This window comes from Rhodococcus sp. AB351 (assembly GCF_049538275.1).
Classification (GTDB): domain Bacteria; phylum Actinomycetota; class Actinomycetes; order Mycobacteriales; family Mycobacteriaceae; genus Rhodococcus.
In genome coordinates, this window is record NZ_JBMVFW010000001.1 from 574,944 (window position 1) to 592,805 (window position 17,862).

At 68.3% G+C, this 17,862-nt stretch carries 14 protein-coding genes; 7 read left to right on the forward strand and 7 right to left on the reverse strand.

From position 1 onward, the window contains the following. Positions 1-30 precede the first annotated feature (30 nt). Together ACPCXD_RS02845 and ACPCXD_RS02850 are read left to right on the forward strand one after the other, a co-directional pair. Positions 31-1,344 (forward strand): acetyl-CoA C-acetyltransferase, encoded by a 1,314-nt coding sequence (locus tag ACPCXD_RS02845; RefSeq protein WP_016695526.1) that lies wholly within the window; start codon positions 31-33, stop codon positions 1,342-1,344. Positions 1,345-1,574: 230 nt separating this feature from the next. After that, positions 1,575-4,154, forward strand: coding sequence for a VanW family protein (locus tag ACPCXD_RS02850; RefSeq protein ID WP_423658276.1), 2,580 nt, complete (start codon positions 1,575-1,577; stop codon positions 4,152-4,154). Positions 4,155-4,229: 75 nt separating this feature from the next. On the opposite strand, the gene ACPCXD_RS02855 is transcribed toward ACPCXD_RS02850, so the two are convergent. The 3 genes from ACPCXD_RS02855 to ACPCXD_RS02865 form a co-directional block, all read right to left on the reverse strand. Continuing rightward, positions 4,230-5,441, reverse strand: coding sequence for an oxygenase MpaB family protein (locus ACPCXD_RS02855; protein WP_423658278.1), 1,212 nt, complete (start codon positions 5,439-5,441; stop codon positions 4,230-4,232). A 141-nt stretch (positions 5,442-5,582) separates the two neighbouring features. Continuing rightward, positions 5,583-7,418: an acyl-CoA dehydrogenase gene (locus tag ACPCXD_RS02860; RefSeq protein WP_085469746.1), complete on the reverse strand. Its 1,836-nt coding sequence runs from the start codon at positions 7,416-7,418 to the stop codon at positions 5,583-5,585. Positions 7,419-7,515: 97 nt separating this feature from the next. Continuing rightward, on the reverse strand, positions 7,516-8,124 hold the full coding sequence (locus ACPCXD_RS02865) for an SAM-dependent methyltransferase (protein WP_145692219.1): 609 nt from the start codon (positions 8,122-8,124) through the stop codon (positions 7,516-7,518). 163 nt (positions 8,125-8,287) lie between these two features. Between ACPCXD_RS02865 and ACPCXD_RS02870 the strand changes: the two genes are divergently transcribed. Next, on the forward strand, positions 8,288-9,310 hold the full coding sequence (locus ACPCXD_RS02870; protein WP_423658280.1) for a beta-ketoacyl-ACP synthase III: 1,023 nt from the start codon (positions 8,288-8,290) through the stop codon (positions 9,308-9,310). Between the two features lie 38 nt (positions 9,311-9,348). Next, positions 9,349-10,056: an HNH endonuclease family protein gene (locus ACPCXD_RS02875; protein WP_145692221.1), complete on the forward strand. Its 708-nt coding sequence runs from the start codon at positions 9,349-9,351 to the stop codon at positions 10,054-10,056. On the opposite strand, the gene ACPCXD_RS02880 is transcribed toward ACPCXD_RS02875, so the two are convergent. Beyond that, positions 10,057-12,177: a thiamine pyrophosphate-dependent enzyme gene (locus tag ACPCXD_RS02880; protein WP_423658282.1), complete on the reverse strand. Its 2,121-nt coding sequence runs from the start codon at positions 12,175-12,177 to the stop codon at positions 10,057-10,059. It lies immediately after the preceding gene. A 20-nt stretch (positions 12,178-12,197) separates the two neighbouring features. After that, positions 12,198-13,544, reverse strand: a complete 1,347-nt coding sequence (locus ACPCXD_RS02885) for a cytochrome P450 (protein ID WP_423658284.1) — start codon at positions 13,542-13,544, stop codon at positions 12,198-12,200. Between the two features lie 138 nt (positions 13,545-13,682). Here ACPCXD_RS02885 and ACPCXD_RS02890 point away from each other — a divergent pair, with 138 nt between their 5' ends. The 3 genes from ACPCXD_RS02890 to ACPCXD_RS02900 are packed head-to-tail and all read left to right on the forward strand — an operon-like array spanning position 13,683 to position 15,390. Beyond that, positions 13,683-14,582: an alpha/beta fold hydrolase gene (locus ACPCXD_RS02890; protein WP_423658286.1), complete on the forward strand. Its 900-nt coding sequence runs from the start codon at positions 13,683-13,685 to the stop codon at positions 14,580-14,582. Beyond that, complete coding sequence (locus tag ACPCXD_RS02895; RefSeq protein WP_059383798.1) at positions 14,567-15,025, forward strand: fluoride efflux transporter FluC; 459 nt, start codon at positions 14,567-14,569, stop codon at positions 15,023-15,025. Before ACPCXD_RS02890 ends, ACPCXD_RS02895 begins: the two co-directional genes overlap by 16 nt. Next, positions 15,022-15,390 (forward strand): fluoride efflux transporter FluC, encoded by a 369-nt coding sequence (locus ACPCXD_RS02900; protein ID WP_423658289.1) that lies wholly within the window; start codon positions 15,022-15,024, stop codon positions 15,388-15,390. Before ACPCXD_RS02895 ends, ACPCXD_RS02900 begins: the two co-directional genes overlap by 4 nt. Here the strand turns inward: ACPCXD_RS02900 and aroD are convergent, their stop codons facing one another. Both aroD and ACPCXD_RS02910 read right to left on the reverse strand, forming a co-directional pair. After that, positions 15,391-16,161 (reverse strand): type I 3-dehydroquinate dehydratase, encoded by a 771-nt coding sequence (aroD, locus tag ACPCXD_RS02905; protein ID WP_423658291.1) that lies wholly within the window; start codon positions 16,159-16,161, stop codon positions 15,391-15,393. A 42-nt stretch (positions 16,162-16,203) separates the two neighbouring features. Further along, positions 16,204-17,856 (reverse strand): MDR family MFS transporter, encoded by a 1,653-nt coding sequence (locus ACPCXD_RS02910; protein WP_423658293.1) that lies wholly within the window; start codon positions 17,854-17,856, stop codon positions 16,204-16,206. Positions 17,857-17,862: the final 6 nt, after the last annotated feature.

Sequence of the window (17,862 nt, forward strand, 5' to 3'; positions counted from 1 at the left end):
TTCGAATCCGTCCGAAACCGGGAGACACCAGTGACCACCAAAGCCCGTTCCACGCAGCAGCGCCGTGTCGCCGTTCTCGGAGGCAACCGGATCCCGTTCGCCCGGTCCGACCGCAAGTACGCCCGCGCGTCCAACCAGGACATGTTCACCGCCACCCTCGACGGTCTCGTCGGCCGCTTCAACCTGCAGGGTGAGCGCCTCGGCGCCGTCGTCGGCGGTGCCGTCCTCAAGCACGCCCGCGACTTCAACCTCGTCCGCGAGAGCGTGCTCGGCAGCGCGCTGAGCCCCTACACCCCGGCCTGGGATCTGCAGCAGGCGTGCGGCACCGGCCTGCAGTCGATCATCGCGGTCGGCGACGCCATCGCCGCCGGACGGATCGAGGCGGGTATCGGCGGCGGCGTCGACACCACTTCCGACGCCCCGATCGCCGTGAACAACCAGCTCCGCGAGTTCCTGCTCTCCCTGAACCGGGCCCGCACCACGGCCGACCGGGTCAAGCTGCTCGGCAACGTCCGCCCGTCGATGCTCGGCATCGAGATCCCGCGCAACGGCGAGCCGCGCACCGGCCTGTCGATGGGTGAGCACGCCGCGATCACCGCCAAGGAGTTCGGCGTCTCCCGCGAGGCCCAGGACGAACTGGCCGTCGCGAGCCACCGCAACATGGCCGCCGCCTACGACCGGGGCTTCTTCGACGATCTCGTCACCCCGTTCCTCGGGCTGACCCGCGACGACAACCTGCGTCCCGATTCGTCGGTCGAGAAGCTGTCGACGCTGAAGCCGGTCTTCGGCACCAAGCTCGGCGACGCCACCATGACCGCCGGTAACTCGACGCCGCTCACCGACGGCGCGTCGGCCGCGCTGCTGTCGAGCGAGGAGTGGGCCGCCGAGCGCAAGCTGCCCGTGCTCGCCTACCTCGTCGACTCCGAGACCGCCGCGGTCGACTACATCCACGGTGGCGACGGGCTGCTCATGGCGCCCACCTACGCCATCCCGCGCCTGCTGCAGCGCAACGGCCTGACCCTGCAGGACTTCGACTTCTACGAGATCCACGAGGCGTTCGCCTCCGTGGTGCTCGCCACACTCCAGGCGTTCGAGTCGGAGGAGTACTGCAAGGGCAAGCTGGGGCTCGATGCCCCGCTCGGCTCGATCGACCGCAGCAAGCTCAACGTCAACGGCTCGTCGCTGGCGGCCGGCCACCCGTTCGCCGCGACCGGCGGCCGGATCGTGGCCTCGCTGGCCAAGATGCTGCACGAGAAGAAGCAGGAGACCGGCAAGCCCGTCCGCGGCCTGATCTCCATCTGCGCCGCAGGTGGACAGGGTGTGACGGCGATTCTCGAGGCCTGATCGACATCCCTCGGAAGTCGTTGAGAAAAAAAGTTCCGTTCGGTGTGTAACGCTCCGCGACGGACAGCGATAGACCCAGCGACCCCGCGCTGCTGCCTGACCCCCGACCTGGTAGCAACGCGGGGTCTTCGCATTCCGGGCGAAGCCGCCCGAAGCTGGGGCACTACCCTTGAAACCAGGTAGTCGGCGCGCGAATTCGACGGCGCGCCCAGCTTTGCGAAGGGATCCGGGTGAGCGGCAGCAACGGGACCGACGAGTCCCCTCACGAGCACGACGACGCACGAGCCGAGAACGTCGGTTCGACGGCGGAGTCCGCTCGCGAGGCCGAGGGTGCGTCGGCTCCTACCGAGCGTTTCGAAGCGGTCGATCCTCACCGGGAGGTGGCGGAGGCGGGCAGTGTCACCGAGCCGCAAGCGGGTGAAGCGACCGAGCCTGGAGCGGGCAGCGTCACCGAGCCGCAGCCGGCCGCCGAGGCTCCGCAGCCGGTCGCCGGCGAAACGCCGGAGGCGAGCGGAGCGGTGGAACCGCAGGTCGACGAGCCGAAGACGGAAGCCATGGCTGCCCCGCAGGCTCCCACAGAGGCCCGATCCGATGGCACGGACCAGGTGGCTCCCACCGGCGCGGACGGGTCCCCGACCGAGAACGTCCATCCTTCGGAGGCACCCACCGCGGTCATCCCGGTCGTCGCGCCGGGGAACCGCGCACCGGACGGATCGTCCGCCGCCACCCATCGGCTCCTCCGTTCGCAGGGGGAACCGGACCCGGCGCAACCCGGTCCGGCACAACCCGGTCCCGAACAGCCGGGGGCTCCCGTCCCACCCACGTCGACGGCGATGCCGTCGGCCGCCCATCCGCCGCAGGGCGACCAGCCGACCCACCAGATGCAGGCGGGTCCGCCGCCGCAGGGGCCGCCTCCCGTCACCCCTCCGCCCACCGGCGGCCCGGGAGGCTCCGGCGGAGACGGCGACGAACCGGGTAGGTCCGGATCGAATCTGCCCCGGCGCACGATCGCGCTCGTCGTCGGTGGTGTCGTCGCGCTGCTCGCCGTGTTCTACGTGGCCGATCTGGCGTTGTCGTCGGGCAAGGTGCCGCGCGGTGTCACCGTCGCGGGTGTCGAGATCGGCGGCATGTCGCTCGATGCGGCCGAGGCCGAACTCACCGAACAACTGACGCCGCGGCTCGACATGCCCGTCGACGTCACCGCCGGCGACACCCAGGGACAGATCGTGCCGTCCGAGGCCGGGATCGGGATCGACTGGCCCGCGACGCTCGACCAGGTGGGTTCGCAGCCGCTCAATCCGTTCACGCGACTCGCGTCGTTCTTCGGGAACGACGAGGTCGGTGTGGTCTCCACGCGCGACGAGGTCGCCCTGTCCGCAGCCATCGAGAAGGCCGCCACTGCCGCCGCGCACGAGCCGCGCGAGGGCAACATCGTCTTCGAGGACGGCACACCCGTTCCGGTGACGCCGCAGCCCGGCCAGCAACTCGACGTGGCCGTCGCGGGCGACGTCTTCGCCGAGCGCTGGCCGTACGGCGACGTCTCGCTGCCTGTCGAGAGCGTCGACGTCACCGTCACCCGCGAGGGCCTCGACCGGGCGCTGGCGGAGGTCGCCGTTCCGGCCGTGGCGCAGGATCTGGTCGTCCGGGGGCTCGACGGGGCCGTCGGTGTGCTTCCGCGCGATGCGGTGGGCGCCGTCCTGTCGTTCGTGCCGGACGGTTCGGGAGGACTCGAACCGCAGTACAACACCGAGGCCGCGATCGGCATCCTGGCGCCGCAGCTCGCGCCGTCGGAGACCGAACCGAAGGATGCGCGGATCGTCCTCGACGGTGGTCGCCCGACGATCGTGCCCAGTGAGACCGGCGAGATGGTCGACTGGCCCGTCACCCTCGAGAAGTTGCCCGACCTGCTGAAGGAGGAGGGCGACCGCAGCACCGACGCGGTGTACAAGAAGGCCGAACCCGAACTCACCACCGAAGGCGCCGAGAAGCTCGGCATCGAGGAAGTGGTCTCGGAGTTCACCACCAGCGGCTTCGAATACGCGTCCGGCGTCAACATCCGGCTCGCCGCCCAGGAGATCAACGGCGCCATCGTCAAGCCAGGGGAGACCTTCTCCTTCAACGACTACACCGGTCCGCGCGGTGCGGCACAGGGGTACATCGAGTCGGGCATCATCGAGTCCGGACGTCCCGGTAAGGCCGTGGGCGGTGGCATCAGCCAGCTCGCGACCACCCTCTACAACGCGACCTACTTCGCCGGCATGGAGGACGTCGAGCACACCGAGCACAGCTACTACATCTCCCGGTACCCGGCGGCCCGCGAGGCCACGATCTACGACGGCGCCATCGACCTGAAGTTCCGCAACCCGTTCGACACGGGCGTCCTGATCCAGACGATCGGCACGAGCTCGGACATCACGGTGCGCATCTGGGGCACCAAGACCGTCGACGTCCAGTCGGTCACCGGCAACCGCACGAACTTCACCTCACCCAACACGATCACGTTGCCCGCCGGGTCGGCCTGCATCCCGTCGAGCGGCGCGCAGGGCTTCACCGTCACCGACACCCGCATCGTCACCGACGCACGGACGGGCGCACAGATCTCGAACACGACGCGCACAGTCCGGTACGACCCGGTCCCGATCGTGAAGTGCATCAGCCCCGAACCGGAACCGAGCGACGAGCCTTCCGGTGGCGGCGACGACGCGACCTCCGGCGACACCGGATCGGAGGACGCTGAGGCCGAGGACGCACCCGCGCCGGAATCGCCTGCGGCAGAAGCGCCGGCAGAGGGTGGAACCGAGGAGGAGTAACCGACGTCCTCGAAACTTCGGGGAGGTTGTGTGCGGTTCCGGCGAAGAACTCGCACACAACCTCCCGTAGTTTCGTCACTCCGGAAGCGGCACCACGTCGGGGATCTCGCCGTCGAGGATGCGGAGCTGCGCGTCGCGTAGTTGCTTCTCGCCGTGACGCTGCAGCCACGCCTTCCCGGCCGGGAAACGGCCGATCACATGGTGTTTGACGACGTTCACGGCGAAGCGACCCACCGGATACCACGGCGGACGCAGCGGGACCTTCAGTGCGAGGACGCCGGACGGGCCGAGAAGTGTTGTCGCGAGCGACAGTCCGCGTTCGTATTCGTACCGTCGACGCAGTGCCTGGAAACGCGGATACCGGGTGTGGAGCGGGAGTTCGACGAGCGACCGGGCGAGCATGTGGCTGTTCTCGTCGGCGGCGGGTGAGGACGACCCGATCTGGTACATCATCCGCAGTCCAGAGCGCTCCTCGAACCGGAGCCACTTCGGGTCGACGCCCATCAACCACCCGACGTACGCCCACAGGTGCAGGACGGCTTCGGCCTCGCGCCGGGTGTACCGCACACCCAGGACGCGGGTGTGGAGCAGGAAGGTGATCGAGAACAGGCCCAGCGTGCCGGCCTGGTCGAACTGGTTGACCGGTAGTCCGCGGAACTCGGTGTCCCACTCGCCGTCGTGCTCGTGGTGATAGTCGACGAAGGCGTGCATCAGTCGCACGTGCACCGAGAGCGTGAAGCCTTCGCCGAAGCGTTCGAGACCGCCGTCGGCGACGCACCCGTTCCACCACGTCCCCGTCTCGGCGATGCGCCGGCGGGTGCGCTCACCGGTGAGGCGACCGGACGACGTCAGCACCGGTAGTGGACCGGAGTTGTTGTATCCGCCGAGCAGCGAGCCGTAGGCGAGGACGTCGCCGACGTCGGATCCGACCCTGCGCAGCGTGCGTGCGCCGAGGGCGATCGTGTCGCGGTCGACCCAGTCGGGGGTGTCCTCGAGCATCTCGAAGTACTTCCGGAGCACGGGAGGGGCGTCGGGGACGGCGTCGATGTCCTCGGCCAGTGCAGTGCGGAACTGCGCGAGGGTGACAGTACGGTCGCGCCGGATGGCCCGCACCAGTTCGGCGCTGGGTTCGTCGCGCTCGAGTAGGGCGCGGCGCAGGGCGTCCGCCTCCTCGGGTGTGGCATCGGGAGCGCGTCCCGCGAAGGGGCGCAGGGGTGCGGTGATGCGGGCGGCCTTCTCGCGGTCGCGCATGTACCGAGTCGTCGTCGACGTGCCGGTGATGGTCACAGGGCTCAGAGTGCTACTGACAACAAAGGTTGTCAATGCTGCTCCCGAAAAACGACGAGACCGACGTCGTGTGCGAAATCCGTCGGGAAATCGCGCACAACGTCGGTCTCGTCTATCGCGCTACCGCCGTGAGCGGTTCGATCAGAACGCCGCTTCGTCGAGCTCCATGATGTCGAGGTCGACGTCGGTGATGATCTGACGCGCGACGCTCAGCTCCGGCAGGACGTTCTTGGCGAAGAAGGACGCGGCCGCGACCTTGCCCTCGTAGAACGCCTTGTCCGAGGCGTCGACGCCGGCGTCGAGCGCGGAGAGCGCGATCTCGGCGTGCTCGAGCAGCAGCCAGCCGATCATCAGGTCGCCGAACGCCTCGAGGAAGCGGACCGAACCGAGACCGACCTTGTACAGCTCGGTGGGCTGCTCCTGCGCACCCATGAGGTACTGGGTGAGCGTGGCGACCATCGTCTGGGTCTCGCCGAGGGCGGTGGCCAGGAGCGTGCGCTCCTTCTTCAGACGCTGGTCGGCGTCGTCGCGCTCGACGAACTTCTTGATCTCACCGGCGACGTGGGCGAGCGCCACACCGCGGTCGCGGGCGATCTTCCGGAAGAAGAAGTCCTGCGCCTGGATGGCGGTGGTGCCCTCGTACAGCGAGTCGATCTTCGAGTCGCGGATGTACTGCTCGATCGGGTAGTCCTGCAGGAAGCCCGAACCGCCGAGGGTCTGGAGCGAATCCTTCAGGTACTGGTAGGCGCGCTCGGAGCCGCAACCCTTGACGACCGGCAGCAGCAGGTCGTTGATGCGGTGCGCGAGACCGGCGTCGGCGCCCGAGACCTGCTCGGCGACGGAGTCGTCCTGGTGGGCGGCGGTGTACAGGTACACGGCGCGCAGGCCCTCGGAGTAGGCCTTCTGCATCGCGAGCGAACGACGGACGTCCGGGTGGTGCATGATCGACACGCGCGGGGCGGTCTTGTCGGACATCTTGGTCAGGTCGGCGCCCTGGATGCGCTCCTTGGCGTAGTCGAGGGCGTTGAGGTAGCCGGTCGACAGGGTCGCGATGGCCTTGGTGCCGACCATCATGCGAGCGTGCTCGATGACGTCGAACATCTGCGCGATGCCGTTGTGGACCTCACCGACGAGCCAGCCCTTGGCCGGAACACCGTGGCCACCGAAGGTGACCTCGCAGGTCGCGGAGGCCTTGATGCCCATCTTGTGCTCGACGTTGGTGACGAACACACCGTTGCGCTCGCCCATCTCGTTCTTCTCGAAGTCGAAATGGAACTTCGGGACGAAGAACAGCGACAGGCCCTTGGTGCCGGGGCCGGCGCCCTCGGGGCGGGCGAGGACGAGATGGAAGATGTTCTCGAACAGGTCGTCGGAGTCGGCGGAGGTGATGAACCGCTTGACGCCCTCGATGTGCCAGGAGCCGTCGTCCTGCTTGATCGCCTTGGTGCGACCGGCGCCGACGTCGGAACCGGCGTCGGGCTCGGTGAGGACCATGGTGGCGCCCCAGCCGCGCTCGACGCAGGTGGCGGCCCACTGCTTCTGCTCATCGGTGCCGTTGTCGTAGAGCACGCCCGCGAAGGCCGGGCCGGCCGCGTACATGAACGCGGCGGGCTGGGCGCCGAGCATCATCTCGTTGACGGCCCACAGGAGGCTGCGGGGTGCGTCGGTGCCGCCGATCTCCTCGGGGATGCCCATCGACCAGTAACCGGCGTCCCACCAGGCGCGGAACGACTTCTTGAACGGCTCGGGAAGCGACACCGAATGGGTCTCGGGGTCGAAGACCGGCGGATTGCGGTCGGCGTCGGCGAAGCCTTCGGCGGCCGGCCCCTCGGCCAGTGCCTTGACCTCGGCGAGGATGCCGCGTGCGGTGTCCTCGTCCAGATCGCCGAACTTGCCGGCTTCGAGGACCTTCTGAATCTTCAGGAACTCGAAGAGGTTGAACTCGAGGTCGCGGAGGTTGCTCTTGTAATGGCCCATGTCGTCGGTGTCTCCCAGTGTGGTGCGGTCCAGCTGGCTTCAAGTACCGCCCAAGTTATTACTCGTCGGTAACATCTCCATGTTACTCGTCGGGCAACTAACTGCCAAGAGGTGGTTTGCTCGCCACGACGAGCGCGTCGATCGCCGTTCCCGCGTCGGTTTCCCGATATCGCCGTTCGGCAATCCCGATTTCCAATCTTCCGTCGATTTCCTCGACGAGATCGGTTGGCGTGTAAAGGATCTCCTTGTCCTGGGGTCCGCCCACGCCCTCGTCGACATTTATCGTGTCGTGCCCCAGGAATATGAGGATTCCTTCAGGTTTCAGCGAATTGATGGCGCGGTCGAGAAGCGCCTTCCGCTGTGGCGGAGGGAAATGCAGGAAGGCCGAGAGAATCAGGTCATATTCACCCTCGAACGAGTCGGCCGTCACATCTGCGAGGACGTAGCGGAGCCGGTCTCGCGAGCGCGACGGCGCCTGCGCCGCGATCCGGCGGGCCTTGTCGAGGGCGACCTCGGAGAAGTCGACGCCCACGACCTCCCATCCGCGCGTCGCCAGCCACAGGGAGTGACGACCTTCACCACACCCGAGATCGAGGGCGCGACCATGCGGCAGCGACGCCACGTGTTCGACGATCACCGGATTGGGCGGCGCGCCCCAGATCAGTTCCGACGCCGCATACTTCTCGTTCCAGTCCTGTGCATCCATACCGCGACGCTAGCCCGCGTCCGGTGGACGGGACGGCCGCTTGCGGTGCGGGTCACGGAAGCGCATCGTCGGGGTAGCGCTGTGACGAAACCGTGACCTGCGATATCGTTGACCGGATGCGATGTGCCGACACGCGGTACGTCGAGGAGGAGGAGTTCGTCTGATGGGTGCACAGATCGCTGTCCCTGCCCCGCTGAGGAACAGCGCGCTGCTCGGTCTGGGTGTGCACCGCCCCGAGCGCATCGTCACCAACGACGAGATCTGCCGGCAGATCGACTCGAGCGACGAATGGATCCAGTCGCGGTCCGGCATCAAGGAGCGCCGTTTCGCGAAGCAGCATCCTGAGGAGTCGGTCGTCGACATGGCGACGAGCTCCGCCGAGCAGGCCCTCGCGGCCGCCGGCCTCACGGGTGCGCAGATCGACACCGTGATCGTCGCGACCTCCACCTACCCCTTGCAGACCCCGCAGGCCGCGGCTCTCGTCGCCGACCGCATCGGCACCGGTGGTGCTGCCGCGCTCGACATCCAGGCCGGCTGCGCAGGCTTCTGCTACGCCCTCGGCGTCGCCTCCGATCTCGTGCGCGCCGGAACGGCCGAGCACGTGCTCGTCGTCGGTGTCGAGCGCATGAGCGACACCACCGAGCCCACCGATCGCTCGGTGCGCTTCATCTTCGGCGACGGTGCCGGTGCCGTGGTCGTCGGCCCGTCCGACGAGGTCGGTGTCGGCCCCACCGTCTGGGGCTCCGACGGTTCGCAGGCCAACGCGATCCGCCAGGAACCCGACTGGGTCGACTTCGCCACCAACCCGAACCAGAAGCGTCCCTGGATCATCATGGAGGGCACCGCGGTCTTCCGCTGGGCCGCCTTCGAGATGAGCAAGTTCGCCCGGCAGATCGCCGACAAGGCCGGCGTGGCGCTCGAGGACCTCGACGCCTTCGTCCCGCACCAGGCCAACCTGCGCATCAACGACGTCATCGTCAAGCAGCTCGAGCTGCCCGAGACGGTCGCGGTCGCCGACGACATCATCGAGACCGGCAACACCTCCGCGGCGTCCATCCCGCTGGCGATGGAGAAGATGCTGCGCACCGGCCAGGTCGAGGCCGGATCCACCGCGCTGCTCCTCGCGTTCGGTGCCGGCCTGTCGTACGCGGGTCAGGTCGTGAAGATGCCCCCGCTGGCGAAGTAGGAAGCGGCAGCAGTACGACTTCGTAGCAGTATCGACATATGGCGAGCACTCGCACGTCGTCCATTCCCCGTTGGGTCTGGGTCCTGTGCTTCATCGTGGTCAGCGTGGTCGTCGTCCTCCTCGAACCGGTGGGGGACGACGAACCGGCAGGTCCCGGCGGGAGCACGGTCGAGAACCCCTCCGAAGCGCTCGAGGCGCTGGCGGCCCTGCCCGTCCGGCCCGCCGAATCGCAGAGCGGCTACGACCGCTCGCTGTTCGGTTCGGCCTGGACCGACGAGGTGACCGTCGAGATGGGGCGCAACGGCTGCGACACCCGTAACGACATCCTGCGGCGCGACCTCGTCGACGTCTCCTTCGAGTCCGGGAAGAAGCAGTGCACGGTCGTCGCCGGCACGCTCGAGGACCCGTACACGGGGAAGACGATCTCCTTCCGTCGCGGGGTCGAGACCTCGTCCGCCGTGCAGATCGACCACGTCGTCGCCCTGTCCGATGCGTGGAAGAAGGGCGCCCGCTATCTCGATGACCAACAGAAGCGGAACCTCGCGAACGATCCGCGCAACCTGATCGCCGTCGACGGCCCCACCAACCAGGGCAAGGGCGACTCCGACGCGTCGGAATGGTTGCCGCCGAACACCGCCTACCACTGCGAGTACGTCGTGCGGCAGATCGAGGTGAAGACCACCTACGAACTGTGGGTCACCCAGGCGGAACACGACGCGATGTCGCGCATCCTCGCTTCCTGCTGATCACGTCTCCAGCAGGGCCCGCACGATGTCGTCCTCCGACATCAGCACGTGCGCCGCGGCCGGCCCGAGGGGCACGTAGCTGTCGTGGGAGGTGACCCGCGTGATCCGGCCCTGCCACGCATCGTCGACGAGGGTCGCGACGACCGATTCCGCGACCCCTCCGCTGCGCCGTGTCTCGTCGACCACCACCACGCGCTCGAAGCGGCGGACGTGTTCGAGCAGCGCGGTCGTCGGCAGCGGCGACAACCACTGCAGGTCGAGGACGGTCGCCGCCACTCCCGCGCGACGGACGGCACGCAGACTCATCGGCACCCCGTTGCCGAAGGTCACCACCAGCACGTCGCGCCCGTCGCCGTAGGTGCACACCGATCCCGGTGGGAGCCCGGCGGTGTCGGGGACCTGCTGCCACAGTCCGTCGCCCTCGTCGTAGAGGTCGCGCCGGTGGTACAGCGCGATCGGTTCCAGGTAGACGCACACCCGGCCCTCCTGACGGGCCAGTTCGACGCACGTGCGCAGCAGGGCGCCGGCCGTGGCGGGTGAACTCGGCACGGCCAGCACGAGACCGGGGATGTCGCGCAGCACGCCGACGGAATCGTCGTTGTGGAAGTGACCGCCGAAGCCGCGCTGGTAGGGCAGGCCCGCGATGCGCACGACCATCGGATTGCGGTAGCGCCCCTCGGAGAAGAACGCCAGGCTCGCCGCCTCGCCGCGCAGTTGATCCTCGGCGTTGTGCAGATAGGCCAGGTACTGGATCTCCGGGATCGGCAGCATGCCTGCGACGGCGAAACCCAGCGCGGTGCCGAGGATCGTCTGCTCGTCGAGCAGGGTGTCGAACACGCGTAGGCGCCCGAAGCGTTCCTGCAGTCCTCGGGTGACGCCGTAGACCCCGCCCTTGAGGCCGACGTCCTCGCCGAACACACAGGCGTGGGGATCTTCCTCGAGCAGCTGCCCGAGCGTGCGGGTCACGGCCCGGGCGAGCGTGAGCGGTTCGTCGGCCGGATGCGGATCGTCGTCGACGTGCACGAGCCCGGATTCCAGCGGTCGCATCACCTCGGCGGCGGTCGCCAGTCGCGGCGGCCCATCTATCGAGTCCGCGACGGAGTCGACCTCGGCTCGGATCCGCTCGTACCGGTCGAGAACCCCTGCAGCATCGAGCACTTCACGCGCAACGAGTTCGCGGGCGGTGCCCACCAGCGGGTCCCGTTCGTGATCGGCGGCGAGATCCGAGGGGCTGCGGTAGGCCGACTCGACGTCGGAACCGGCATGACCGAGGAAACGCACCGCCCGCACGTGCAACAGGATCGGCGCCCGGGTCGTGCGCGCCGTCTCCGCGGCATCGGTTGCGGCAGCGAGCATTTCCACCGGATCGGCGCCGTCCACCGACCGGTAATCGATCCCCGGATACGACGACAGCGACCGCTCGAGCCAGCCGGGCGGGGTGGGGACGCTGATGCCGAGCCCGTTGTCCTCGCACACCAGCAGCAACGGCAACGGCAACCCGCGGTGACGGCAGTAGGCGGCCGCGTTCAGGGCACCGACCGCCGTCGAATGGTTCGCCGAGGCGTCGCCGAAACTGCACACCACCACCGAATCCCACGGCCACGCCGCATCGAGTCCGAGACGCTGCATCCGAGGCAATGCGAGGGCGAGACCGACGGCTCGCGGCAGATGCGAGGCGATCGTCGACGTCTGCGGCAGGATGTTCAGGTCGGCGTTGCCGAACACCTTGTGCCGGCCCGCCGAGATCGGATCGAGCGTGGACGCCGCGCATCCGGCGAGCACGTCGCGGATCGGGGTGCTGCCCTCGACGAGCGACGCGCGAGCCGCGTAGAAACCGCCCGAACGGTAGTGCAGCAGAGCAGGATCCGTCACCCGCGTGCACAGGCCCAGCGCGGCGTTCGATTCGTGGCCCGCCGACGCGATGGTGTAGAAACCCTCACCGCGTCCCTGCAGGGTGCGGGCCGCGAAATCGAGGTGCCGCGACTGCACTTGGGCGTCGAAGTACCGCACCAGCAGGTCGTCGTCGACCCGCCGGTCGACCGGCCGCTCCGGCGGTGCGTGCCCGGGCAGAGCGCGCACCGCGGCGACGAAACGTTCGTCGAGTTCGTCGGCGGCGGTCACCCCTTCTTTCTACGCCCCGATCACCTCGGAAGGAGGTGGATCGGACCTCCGTCGTTCGGGAACGGCAACGACGTGAAGTTCATCGGCGCGACGTAGTCGGCCGGCACGTGCCAGCGGAAACGCAACAGCAGGTGGTGCAGCACCGTCTTGATCTCGGCTCCCGAGAAATGCATGCCGAGGCACCGATGCGCGCCACCGCCGAAGGGTGCCCAGGCGTACTTGTGCACCTTGTCCTCGCGGCGCTCCGGCGAGAACCGCTCAGGATCGAAACGTTCCGGGTCGGGCCACAATTCGGGCATGTGGTGGGAGAAGTGCATCCCGAGATTGAGGAGGGTGCCCTTCGGGACGAAGTGTCCGAGGATCTCGGTGTCCTTCGCCGCGCGTCGCACGACACCCGGCACCGGTGTCACCAGTCGCTGGCATTCCTTGATCACCAGATCCAGCGAGGTCAGTTCGTCGAGCCGGTCGAAACTCGGCGTGGTGGTGCCGAGCGCGTCGGATTCGTCGCGGCACCGCTGCTGCCATTCGGGGAACTGGCCGAGATACTGCATCGCCGTCGACAGTGTGATCGTCGAGGTGTCGTGCGCGGCCATCATCAGGAAGATCATGTGGTTGACCACGTCGTCGTCCGAGAACCGTTCGCCTTCTTCGGATTCGACGTGGCAGAACACCGAGAAGATGTCGTCGCCGTCCCCTGCGCGACGCGCGGGGAGATAGTGCCGGAAGAACTTCTCGAGGCGTGCCCGTCCGACGATGCCGCGACGCCACCGCGTGCCCGGCAGCGGATAGCGCACGATGGCGGTGGCCGCCTGCACGCATCCGATGAAAGCCCGGTTCACCTCGTCCATCTCGCGGGCGGACGATCCCTCGGCGCCGCCCATGAAGATCTCCGTCGCGAGGCCCAGGGTCAGTTCCTTGAGCGCCGGGTACACGCGGAAATCGTCGCGCGGTGTCCACCCGTCGAGGGTCCGTTCGATCGACGGGTGCATGCGGTCGGTGTAGAGGGACAGTCGGTCGCGGGTGAACGCCTGCGACATGATGCGACGGTGCGCGGTGTGCTCGTCGCCGTCGAGCAGCATGAGCCCACGGTCGAAGAACGGCCCGATCAGGGCGCGCCAGCCCGGTCCGTTCAGCAGCGCGCGGTCGCGGTTCTGCAGGGCCGCGCCGACGGCGTCGGGGCCGAGCAGCACCACCCAGGGATGCCCGGCGAAGCGGAACCACGAGACCGGGCCGTGCTCGTGGTACCGATGCGTATACGCCGCAACGGGATCGCGCATGTACTTCAGCGCGTAACCGACATAGGGGAGGCCGTTGTCGCCGGGGACGGGAGCGAGGCCTGGAGGCGGGGGAGCGAGCATCTTCGTCACGGGCGCATCTCCGGGTGGTCGGAATCTGACGCTGGCTGTAGTCAGATCCAATGTAGCGCGCATCACATCTCGGTTGCGTCGATTCGTCCCACGGGACGGTCGCTGGTCGGGCGTGCGGGTGCGTGCCATGCTGGCGCCATGGACGTCGAACGACCCAAGCTCGAAGGCACCGTCGCGGTCGGGGAGGGCCGCCGGCTCGGTTTCGCCGAGTTCGGGTCGGCCCAGGGCCGCACGGTGTTCTGGCTGCACGGCACGCCGGGTGCCCGCCGCCAGGTCCCCGTCGAGGCCCGCGCCTTCGCCGAACGGAACCACATCCGCCTCATCGGGGTCGACCGTCCGGGGATCGGTTCGTCGACGCCGCACATCTACGAGAACGTCCTCGCGTTCAGCGACGACCTGCGCATCGTCGCCGACACCCTCGGGGTCGACCGCATGGCCCTCGTCGGACTGTCCGGCGGCGGTCCCTACACCCTCGCCGCTGCCTATGCGCTGCGCGAACGGGTCGTCGCGGCCGCGGTCCTCGGCGGTGTGGCACCGGTGGTCGGTCCCGAGGCGATCGACAGCAACCTGATGAAACTGGGTGCCTTCGTCGCGCCGGCACTGCAGACCGCGGGTGTCCCGATCGGTGTGGCGATGAGCGCGGCGATCCGCGTAGTGCGCCCGTTCGCGTCGCCGATCATCGACCTGTACGGACGTCTCTCACCCGAGGCCGACCGCCGCCTGCTCGCCCGTCCCGAGTTCAAGGCGATGTTCCTCGACGACCTGCTCAACGGCAGCCGACGCCAGATCTCCGCGCCGTTCTCCGACATCGTCGTGTTCACCCGCGACTGGGGTTTCCGCGTCTCCGACGTGAAGGTGCCCGTGCGGTGGTGGCACGGCGACACCGACCACATCATCCCGATCGAACACGGCCTGCACATGGTGGACCTGCTGCCCGACGCCCGGTTCCACCACCTGCCCGGCGAGAGCCATCTCGGGGGTCTCGGTGCGTCGGAGGAGATCCTCACTACTGTTCTGGAGTTGTGGGACCAGGAGTGAGCGAGGGCGAACGCCCGCTGCCGAGAGCGCTGCACCTGCGACCGTCGGCGTTGGCAGCGGTCGCCGTGGGCGGCCTGCTCGGGACGAGTGCCCGTTACGGCCTCGGTCGGTGGTTCCCCGTCGAGTCCGGCGGCTGGCCGGTCACGACCTTCGCGATCAACGTCCTCGGGGCGCTGCTGCTCGGCTTCCTGCTCGAGGCGCTGATCCGCATCGGACCCGACACCTCCTGGCGGCAGGTGGTCCGGCTCGGAGTGGGCACCGGTGCGCTGGGCTCGTTCACCACCTACAGCGCACTCGCCGTCGACACCGACCTGCTGCTGCGCGACGGGTACCTGCTCGCCGCGGCGACCTACGCGCTGGGCACCGTGCTCGCCGGATTGCTCGCGACCGGCGTCGGCATCGCGCTCGCCGCCCGCCTGGGTGAACGCCGGAGCACGTCGTGATCGTGGTGGGGGTGGCATTGGCGGGCAGCCTCGGCGCGGTCGTCCGCTTCGTCGTCGACAGTGCGCTGCGTGCCCGCTCCGGGTCGTTCCTGCCGTGGCCGACGGTGCTGATCAACGTCGTCGGTTCGTTGCTGCTGGGGCTGCTCACCGGTGCGGTGCTGTTCCACGACGCCCCCGCGGAGTTGCTCACCGTCGTCGGGGTGGGGTTCTGCGGCGGGTTCACCACCTTCAGCACGACCAGCGTCGACTCCGTCCGCCTGATCGTGGCGCGCCGCTACGGTGCCGCCTGCGCGATCGCGCTGGGCACCCTGGCGATCACGCTCGTCGCGGTAGCCGCCGGGCTCGGTCTCGCCGCCGTGTGGTGATCAGCGCGAGCGGTCGATCAGGTCGAGCGCCGAGCGCAGTTCGCCGGCGTCGACCTGACCGGGAGCCGACGCGGTGCCGACCATCCCGAACGTCGCCGCCGATCCGAAGACCTGACCGGCGATCCGCGACACCACGCCGAGACCGCCCATCGACATGGTGATCAACGGGCGGTCGGCGTGGTCCTCGTGCATGGTGCGGGTCGCATCGAGCAGCGTGAGCACGTCGGCCGTCGACCGCGGCATGACGGCGATCTTGCAGATGTCGGCGCCGAGTTCCTGCATTTCGCGCAGCCGCGCGACGATCTCGTCCTTCGGCGGCGTGGCGTCGAAGTCGTGGTTCGACGCCACCACCGCGACACCGCGGGCGTGCGCCGCCGCGACGATCCGCTCGACGGCGGCACGGTCGCGGCGGTACTCGACGTCCACCAGATCCACCGTGCCGCTCTCGGCGAGCGCGACCGTCAGATCTGCGTACGCCTCGTCGGCGATCGCGATCTCCCCGCCCTCGTTCGCGGTGCGGCAGGTCGCGAGCAGGGGAGTGCCCCGCAACTGCTCGGCGAGGGCGCCGGCCTGCGCGACCACCGAGGCGACGTCGTCGACGGTGTGGAAGAAGTCCACGCGCCATTCGACGACGTCGGCCCGATCGGCGACGGCCGCGATCTGCTCGCGCAGCGCCTCGGGGGTGCGGCCGGTGACGGGGACGACGATCGTGGGTGCGCCTTCACCGATCACCACGTCCTTGACGCGAACCGGTGTGATCGTTCGTCCCACGTGCCGTCTCCGTTCCCTCGTCCGATGGCCGGACCTATTCGATCACGGCCGCTTCGACCCGCTGTCCGCAGTGTCCGCAGTGTCCGCACCGACCTCGGTTCCCTCGACGACCACGACGGTGTCGTCCTTCGACGACTTCGCCGGGTCGGCGATCGCCTCGCCCCGCGCGACCATGAGCGCCTCGTCGGAGAGCGGGATCTCCTTGATGAAGCACGCGAGGACGAACGCGATGAGCAGGAACGGGATGAGGTACCAGAACACCGGGGCCAGCGAGTCGGCGTAGGCGTCGATGATGCCTTCGCGGACGGGATCGGGCAGCAGCTTCATCGCTGCCGGATCGACGGTCGCGGTGGCCTGGCCGGCCTGCTCCGGTGTGGCGCCGGCCGCGGTGAAGACCTCGACGAGCTTCTCCGCGAGGCGGTTGGTGAAGATGGTGCCGAAGATCGCGACACCGAGCGCTGCACCGACCTCACGGAAGTAGTTGTTCGAACTCGTCGCGGTGCCGATCTCGTCGGCGGGCACCGCGTTCTGCACGATCAGGATGACGACCTGCATGATCAGGCCGAGACCCAGACCGAAGACGAACAGCATCGAGCAGATCACCCACAGCGGGGTGTCGCCCTCGAGCGTGGTCAACCACAGCATGCCCGCCGCGGTGATGAGCGAACCGACGATCGGATAGATCTTGTAGCGCTGGGTCTTGGTGATGGCCAGACCCGAGCCGATCGAGGTGATCATCAGACCGGCCATCATCGGCAGCAGCAACAGACCCGAGACCGCGGCCGAGGTGCCCGACGACATCTGCAGGAAGGTCGGCATGAACGCGATCGCCGAGAACATGCCGAGGCCGAGGACGAAACCGATGGCCGTGGCGTTGACGAAGATCGAGTTGCGGAACAGCGACAGCGGGATGATCGGATCCTGCGCCCGCGACTCGACGAGCACGAACAGGCACACGAACACCACGAGTCCGGCGCCGAACATCCACGTGAGCGGAGCGGTCCAGCCGCGGTCGGCGTCGCCACCGAAGTCCGTGAAGAAGATCAGGCAGGTCGTGGCGAGCGAGAGCGTGAGCACACCGAGGATGTCGATCCGCTTCGTCGGCTTCTTCACCGGCAGGCGCAACGCGAACCAGGTGATGACGAACGCGATGATGCCGACCGGCACGTTGATGTAGAAGCACCACTCCCACGTCAGGTGGTCGACGAAGAAGCCGCCGATCAGCGGGCCACCGACGGCCGACAGACCGAAGATCGCGCCGAGCGGGCCCATGTACTTACCGCGTTCGCTCGCGGGCACGATGTCGGCGATGATCGCCTGCGACAGGATCATCAGGCCGCCGCCGCCGAAGCCCTGGATCGCGCGGAAGACCACGAAGGTCCAGAAGTCGTCGGTCATCGAGCACGCCGCGGAGGCGATGGTGAACACGCCGATCGCGATGAGGAACAGGTACCGGCGCCCGAAGACGTCGCCGAACTTGCCGTAGATCGGCATCACGATGGTCACCGCGAGCAGGTAGGCGGTGGTGATCCACGCCTGGTGTTCGACGCCGCCGAGCTGCCCGACGATCGTGGGCATGGCGGTGGAGACGATCGTCTGGTCCAGGCTGGCGAGCATCATGCCCGCGATGAGCGCGGAGAAGATGATCCAGATCCGTCGCTGGGTGAGAACCAGAGGTTCCGAAGTGGTGGTCACGGTGTT